This is a genomic window from Micromonospora sp. NPDC047644 (assembly GCF_040704315.1).
Taxonomy (GTDB): Bacteria; Actinomycetota; Actinomycetes; order Mycobacteriales; family Micromonosporaceae; genus Micromonospora.
Window position 1 is genome coordinate 22,217 of the sequence record NZ_JBEYSY010000031.1, and the last position, 7,068, is coordinate 29,284.

The 7,068-nt window shown below is 71.1% G+C and carries 6 protein-coding genes; 1 reads left to right on the plus strand and 5 read right to left on the minus strand.

Going from position 1 to position 7,068, the window contains the following annotated elements; all coding sequences use genetic code 11:
- Nucleotides 1–145: 145 nt before the first annotated feature.
- Nucleotides 146–1,375: a helix-turn-helix domain-containing protein gene (locus tag AB0877_RS31145; protein WP_366613355.1), complete on the plus strand. Its 1,230-nt coding sequence runs from the start codon at nt 146–148 to the stop codon at nt 1,373–1,375.
- Nucleotides 1,376–1,456: 81 nt separating this feature from the next.
- Here the strand turns inward: AB0877_RS31145 and AB0877_RS31150 are convergent, their stop codons facing one another.
- From AB0877_RS31150 to AB0877_RS31170, 5 genes are all read right to left on the minus strand, one after another.
- The gene (locus tag AB0877_RS31150; protein WP_366613357.1) at nt 1,457–2,542 is read right to left on the minus strand and encodes a branched-chain amino acid aminotransferase; all 1,086 of its coding nucleotides are present in this window, start codon (nt 2,540–2,542) and stop codon (nt 1,457–1,459) included.
- A gap of 179 nt (nt 2,543–2,721) precedes the next feature.
- The gene (locus AB0877_RS31155; RefSeq protein ID WP_366613359.1) at nt 2,722–3,465 is read right to left on the minus strand and encodes a hypothetical protein; all 744 of its coding nucleotides are present in this window, start codon (nt 3,463–3,465) and stop codon (nt 2,722–2,724) included.
- 24 nt (nt 3,466–3,489) lie between these two features.
- A complete protein-coding gene (locus AB0877_RS31160) occupies nt 3,490–3,993 on the minus strand; it encodes a DUF3604 domain-containing protein (protein ID WP_366613361.1) in 504 nt (167 codons plus the stop codon).
- Between the two features lie 67 nt (nt 3,994–4,060).
- Nucleotides 4,061–4,546: a helix-turn-helix transcriptional regulator gene (locus AB0877_RS31165; RefSeq protein ID WP_366613363.1), complete on the minus strand. Its 486-nt coding sequence runs from the start codon at nt 4,544–4,546 to the stop codon at nt 4,061–4,063.
- Nucleotides 4,547–4,637: 91 nt separating this feature from the next.
- Nucleotides 4,638–6,935 (minus strand): BTAD domain-containing putative transcriptional regulator, encoded by a 2,298-nt coding sequence (locus tag AB0877_RS31170; protein WP_366613365.1) that lies wholly within the window; start codon nt 6,933–6,935, stop codon nt 4,638–4,640.
- Nucleotides 6,936–7,068: the final 133 nt, after the last annotated feature.

Genomic DNA, 7,068 nt, shown 5'->3' on the forward strand with positions numbered 1-7,068 from the left:
CGGACAGATGCCGGAACAGCCGCGTCATCGCCCGTCTTTTTGTCGTGACTTCGACAGTGGACCTTGCGCGAGGACCCATCGGCACCGGAGGGTAAGGACTGGCGGTCGCGCGATCCCTGTCACGCAGCGCAACCAGGGGAGTCTTATGCACGGTGAGCTCCAGCGAATCGTCGACGCCGTCGCCGCCCGGGTGGGGCGACCCGCTCTCATCGAGGATCGCCGGCAGCGGGTGGTCGCCTACAGCGAGCACGACGGTCCGATGGACGACGTCCGGCGCACGTCGATCCTGCGCCGGCAGACGACGCCGGAGGTGATCGCCTGGTTCCGGGGCATGGGCGTGCTCACGGCCCACGCGCCGATCCGTACCCCCGCCTGCGCCGAGCTGGACCTGCTGGCCAGGGTGTGTGTGCCGATCCGGCACGACGACCTGCTGCTCGGGTTCGTCTGGTTCATCGACGCGGACGGTTCGATGACCGATGCCGACATCGCCACCGCGACCGGCCCCTTCGCCGACCTGTCGCTGGCCCTGTACCGGGAGAACCTGCTCGGTGAGCTCGCCTCCCAGCGGGAGACCGAGGCCACCCGCACCCTGCTGGTGGAGAGCCGGCAGGCGCGCGAGCACGCGGCGCGGGCTCTGCTGGAGGAGGGCGTGGTGGTCGCCGACGGGTCGACGGTCGCGCTCGTCGCCCAGCTCGTGCCGGCGGCCGGGCGGCAGCCCGACGAGGTGGCCCGGATCGCCCTGGAACAGGCCCTGGTCAACACCCGCCGCTGGATCGGCGTGCGGGAGACGTTGCACCTGGTCTGGCACGACCACGGGGTGCTGCTGGTCTGCGGCGACCGGGTCGCCGGCCGACCCTCGCCGGAAGCCTCCGCCGCGCACCTCGACGACGCGCTGGGCACCGCGACCCGCGGCCTGGCCTCGGTGGAACGGACGGTGACCGGAATCGGCCAGCCCCGTGGCGGGCTGTCCGACGCTCTGGCGTCCTACCAGGAGGCCGCGCAGGCCGCCCGGGTCGGCACGCAACTGCCCGCGCTGGGCGGCGTGGTCTCCTGGGCCGGCCTCGGCATCTACCGGGTGCTGTCCCAACTGGACAGTCAGCACCTCACCGTCGCGGGCGTCCACCCCGGGCTGGAGCGGCTGCTGCGCGACGATGCCCACCAGGCGCTGCTGGAGACCCTGGAGGCATACCTGGACCTGGCGGGCAACGCGCACGCCACCGCCGAGAAGCTCCGCCTGCACCGGACGACCCTCTACTACCGGCTGCAACGGGTGGAACAGCTCGCCGGGACCGACCTCAAGGACGGCAACGAACGGCTGTGCCTGCACCTGGCCATGAAGCTCGGCCGGCTCACCGGCCATTACCGCACGCCGTGACGCGTACGCCCGCCGGTGGAGCCACAGCGGGCAGCAGCGGCTGGCCCGAGCGGCCGTCGGGATGCTTACGGACGTTTCCCGTCAGACGAGGCGGGTCATCCACCCGTACGGGTCGGCGGCCCGACCGTACTGGATGTCGAGCAGGTGGCCGCGCAGCCGCATGGTCACCGAGTCCCCCACGCCGGCGTTCGGGGCCGTCACCTCGCCGCCCTCCCAGACCAGGCGCCCGACCGGCGTGACCACGGCGCCGGTGCCACACGCGAAGACCTCGGTGATCGCGCCGGAGGCCACACCCTCCTGCCACTCCCGGATCTCCACCGGGCGCTCCTCGACCTCCAGGCCCAGATCCTTGGCGAGGATGAGGATCGACGCCCGGGTGACGCCCTCGAGGATGGTGCCGAGTGCCGGGGTGACGATCCGTCCGTCGGCGGTGATGAAGTAGAGGTTCATGCCGCCGAGCTCCTCCACGTAGCGGCCCTCGGCGGCGTCGAGGAAACAGACCTGCTCACAGCCGTGCTCGGCGGCCTCGACCATCGGCGCCAGGCTGGAGGCGTAGTTGCCGCCGCACTTCGCCTCGCCCGTGCCGCCCCGCGCCGCCCGGGTGTACTCGGTGGAGAGCCAGATGGAGACCGGCTTGACGCCGCCGGAGAAGTAGGCGCCGACCGGGCAGGCGATCACCATGTAGGTGATCTCCTTCGCCGGCCGAACCCCCAGGAACGGCTCGGAGCCGAACATGAAGGGCCGCAGGTAGACGCTGTATTCGTCCTCGTCCGGCACCCACGCCTGATCCGCGCGGACCAGCCCCTCGACCGAGGCCATGAAGTCCGACACCGGCAGCTCGGGCAGTGCCAGTCGCCGGGCGGACCGCGCGAAGCGCTCCGCGTTGGCATGCGGCCGGAACGACCAGATCGAGCCGTCACGGTGCCGGTAAGCCTTCATCCCCTCGAAGACCTCCTGGGCGTAGTGCAGTACGGCCGCCGCCGGGTGCATGAGGATCGGACCGAAGGGGATGATCTCGGAGTCCTGCCAGCCGCCGTCGGGCCTCCACACCGCCCGTGCCATGTGGTCGGTGAAGTACGTGCCGAACCCCGGATTGGCCATGATCTCGGCTCGCCGCTGCGCGCTCGCCGGGCTCGGATTCTGGTGCAACGGGAACGACAGGCTCATCGCCGGGTCCTCTCAGGGGCCGCATCCCTGGGCGCTCAGGTCACCGAGCACGAACACGCGCAGGGGAGGTTGTCGGATGACGGGTGCAGAATACCGACCGTGCTGTCGCCGATCGTAGACAGACCGAGGCGAGAGCCACCTCCCCGTCACGCTGCCCGGCATCCCGATCGAGATGCCGGTCAGGGCTGGAGCCACCAGGGGCTGGTGTAGGCCACCGCGAAGTCGTTACACGGGTGGCCGACCGGGCCGGGGGTGGCGTTGGGCGCCGACGGGTCGGAGATCCGGAGCACCACCCAGTCGCCGTCGGTGACGTTGAGGGGCACTGTGAAGTCGGTGACCTGACCGTTGACGGTGTCGATGACGTCGACGACGGTCGGCACCGAGGTGCCGGGGCGGAGGACCTGGATCCGCAGGGGCTTACCGTCCCAGGCCGGGCCGCGGTCCAGATCCAGCAGGAACCGTACGTCGCCAGAGGTCACGTTCAGCACCCCACCCATGCGTACGCCGTTGGCGGTGGCGTCCACCCGTAGGCCCGAGACGCGCGTGGCGAAGGAGCGGCGGGCGGCCATCGCCTCGAACACCGCGGCCCGGGTGTTCTCGGCGACCCACAGTCCGCTGCGGCCCTTACCCTCGTGGAAGCCCCAACTGGTGCCGTGCTCGTCGGTGACGCCGGTCAGAGCCGGCCGCCAACCGGCGTTCAGGCAGGCCACCAGCGGTGACGTCGCGCCCGACGACCAGCCCTCGAAGAGAAAGTCGTCGGTCCGGTTGAACATCTCCAGCCCCACGAGTTGATTCCGGGCCGAGGCGTTGAAGGAGAAGTTGTTGAACCGGCCCGCCTCCCGGCCGGGGTGGTTGAAGCTCGCCAGGCCCCCGGGCCGGCCGGCGAGCCAGTCGTACAGGCTACCGGGGCTGCTGGCCCGCAACAGGTCGGCGAAGTCGGAGGTGTTCTAGACGTTGATGTGCCCCTGCAACGGGTGCGACCACTCGAACCCGCGGACGGCGGTGAACTGACCCGGGTCGTTGGCGGCGTTGGCCAGGTCGCCGGTGGTCCGCCACTCGGACGAGCTGAGCCCGTCGATGGCGAAGAGAGTGGCGTGATCGGTCAGGGCCGCGACGTCCAGACCGGCCTCGCGCATCGACGCGAACGCGGCTTGGGCGCTGCCGTCACCGTCGGACATGACCGTGTGGTTGTGCATGTCCGCGTGGACCAACGTCGTGCCCTGGGTGATCCGGGACGACCGGCTGGCGCCGTCCGCCGCGGTCGGGGCGCCGGCCATCGTCGTGGTGGCCGCCCTGGCGGCGGTCGGCAGCGCGGCCAGCATCAGCGTGCCGCCAGCGCCGGCCAGAAGCGCCCGTCGGCCGAAGCCCGCGGGAAGCTCAACCTGGCCGTACGGCGCGTCGTCGTCGGATCCGTGGTCGTGATGGCAGTGGTGTGGGTGCTGTTCCGTCATCATCATATTGATGTAGATAGTTCTGACGGAGACGTCAAGCCGAGTCGTCGGTCAGACGAACACCTCGTTACGCCTGACACCGCAACGGCCTGACGGCCGGCGGTGCGCCGTCCGATCGGGGCACGGCAGGTGCGTCCCGTCCCGCCAGCTCGCGGCGCGAGGTGATGCCGAGCTTGCGGAAGATCTTGCGCAGGTGATAGTCCACAGTGCTCGGGCTGATGAACATCTGGGCCGCCACCTCGCGGTTGGAGGCGCCGTTCGAGACCCTCCGGGCGATGTCCCGCTCCTGGCTGGTCAGGCAGCGGCTCTGGGAGAGGTGGTTGGTCGTGTCGTGGCCGGCCAGCCTGCTGCGCAGTTCGCGGCGGGATGCGACGCCGAGCCGGTGGAACACTCCGCGGAGGTGATGTTTGACGGTGTGGGTGCTGATGACCAGGTCCGTCGCGACCTCGACGTTCGTGGAGCCGGCCGCCACCAGGAGGGCGATCTGTTCCTGCCGCGGGGTCAGTGCCGCATCGGAAAGGACTCGGGCAGGCTCGGCTACGACACGGCGCATGGTGCTCCTCGGGCGGGGTTCGGGGTCTCGACGACCATCCGATCGCGCCGTGGTGCACGACGAGTGCAGACTGAGTGCTCGCCCTACGCGCTCAGGACGCGCCCCTCATCAAGCTCAGGCGGGCCCGGACATACGCGACCATTGTCCGGTATGTCTCGGCCTGCTCCATGCCGGCGAACTCGATCAGTTCCCGGAAGCCGTTGTCCGCGATCAGGTTCTCGAACTGCTGGCACCCCCGTTCCGCACGCACCAGGTCACCCAGATCGAACGCGGCCCGCGCGAGGATCGCCGCGACGGCACACCGGGGACCGTCGGACTCACAGACGCCTTCCGTCAGCCCCCACTCCGACACCTTCACCGCCTGGTCGAGGCGGCCGAGTTTCCAGGACGACTCGGCGACGAGCTGTGCGTAGTAGATCTTCAGATGATCGAGGTGCTGCGCCACGGCTATGGCCAGTCCTTCGTCGGCGAGCCGGGTGCCGGTCTCGAACCGGTCGGACCCCAGGAGCGCCCTCGTGAGTGTCAGCAGCGAGACGGCCAGCAGTTCCTGGTGCCCCGTCCGCCGGGCAAGAGCCACCGAGCGGTCGCCGTACGCGGTGGCGGCGTCGTGGTCGCCACGCGACAACGACAGCACGGCGAGGTTACGCAGGACCTCGGCCTGTCCGGCCAACTCCCCGGCGCTCTCGAAGATGGACAGGGCTCGACGCAGGTGGTCGTCGGCCTGCGGCAGCGGGGCGAGAACCTCACCGACGGTACGCAGAAGTTCGGCCTCCACCAGCGGCTCACCGAGCACGCTGACCAGATCGAGGATCGCGAGTACGGTCGATGTCCGGCCCGGGGGTATGGAGTTGCTGCCCGGGGCCGAGGCGGCGAGGACCATGGCCGCCGCGTCACGCCCCAGGCCGTGCGCGAGGGCCAGGTCGATGGTCGCCCACAGCGCGGCGCGTTCCCGCGCGTACCAGGTGGCAGCCTGTGGCACGCTGTCGAACGACTCAGGTGTCACCTCTGACGGCGGCTCGCCGACGTCGCCGATCGGCTGTCGGTGGTGTCTCGCGTACGCGGCGCGGGCCGAGTGCAGGTAATGCGTGATGAGCCGCCGCTCGCACTCCGGTCGTTCCTGGTCCTCGTCGAGGAGTTCGCCCGCGTAGGCCCGCAACAGGTCGTGCAGCACGTACCGCCCGGCCTGGGACTCGTCGAGCAGATTCGCGGTCACCAGGTCCATGAGCAGTGCGCGCGCCTGTGCGCGACCGACTCCGGCGACGCTGGCCGCCGACTCCAGCGGGATCCCCGGCCCCGGGTGGACGGCGAGGGCACGGAACGCCTGCGCCGTGGCGGGATCGAGGGCCCGGTACGACCACGAGAACACCGATCGGACATCGTCGGAGGAGTCCACGCTGGACAACGCGTCGAGTCTGGCGGACGGCGCGGAGACGTCGTCGACGGCCGCGCTCAACGGCAGGGCCGGATTGAGGGCCACGCGGGCCGCGACGATCGCCAGTGCGAGCGGCAGCCCGGCGCAGAGCGTGATGACCCTGTCCAGGGCCTCCGGGTTCGCTGTGGCGCGACGGGCCCCGAGTCGGTTGATCAGAAGCTGGCGGGACTCGGCCCCGGTCAGCCGATCAACGTGCAGGTACCGTGCGCCCTCCCGGGTCACCAGGCTGGTCATCCGGTTGCGGCTCGTCACGATGACCAGGCAGCCCCGGGTGGCCGGCAGCAGCGGGCGGACCTGGGCGGAGTCGCGCGCGTTGTCCAGGAGGATCAGGAGTCGACGACCGAAGAGGCGGCTGCGGTAACGGGCTGCCTGCGCGTCGACGGTCTCCTGCGGTGACGAGACCGCGGGCTCGCCCAGGGACGCCAGCAACGTGGCGAGCGCCTCCTCCGGTGACATGACGCGCCCGTCCGGATCGAGACCCCGCAGGTTCAGAAACAACTGGCCGTCGGGGAAGTCGCTGGCGATCTGGTGGGCCCAGTGCACGGCGAGCGCGGTCTTTCCGATGCCACCCATGCCGCCGAGCACGGTGATCACGACGGCCGCGTCGCCGAACGCGTCGGACAGTTGCTCGTCGAGCACGGCGGCCACGTCGTTTCGGCGCACGAAGCCCGCGACCTGCGGCGGCAGCTGCGCGGGCCGGAGAGCCTCGGGCGGGCGCAGTTCCTCCTGCAGGGTCCAGCCGCTGGCAAGCAGCTCCCGGTACGCCTCGCGCAGCTCCGGCCCCGGGTCGACCCCCAACTCCTCGGCGAGACGTTGACGGGTCCGCTCGAAGACCCGCACCCCCTCCGCCCGGTGACCGGTGGCCACGTACGCGCGCATCAGGCACGCCTGTAGCGCCTCGTCCAGCGGCACCGCGGCGGCCACGCTCAGCAGTGGGGTCAACACGGTGTCGGCCATGCCGTTGGGGGTGGGCGCCCGGCGGGGGGGGGGGGGCCCCCCGCCCCCCGGCCCCGGGGGGGGGGGCGACAACCGCGGCAACCGCCCCCGAGGGGGGGGGGGGGGGGGAGCCGGGGGGGGGGGGGAGGGGGGA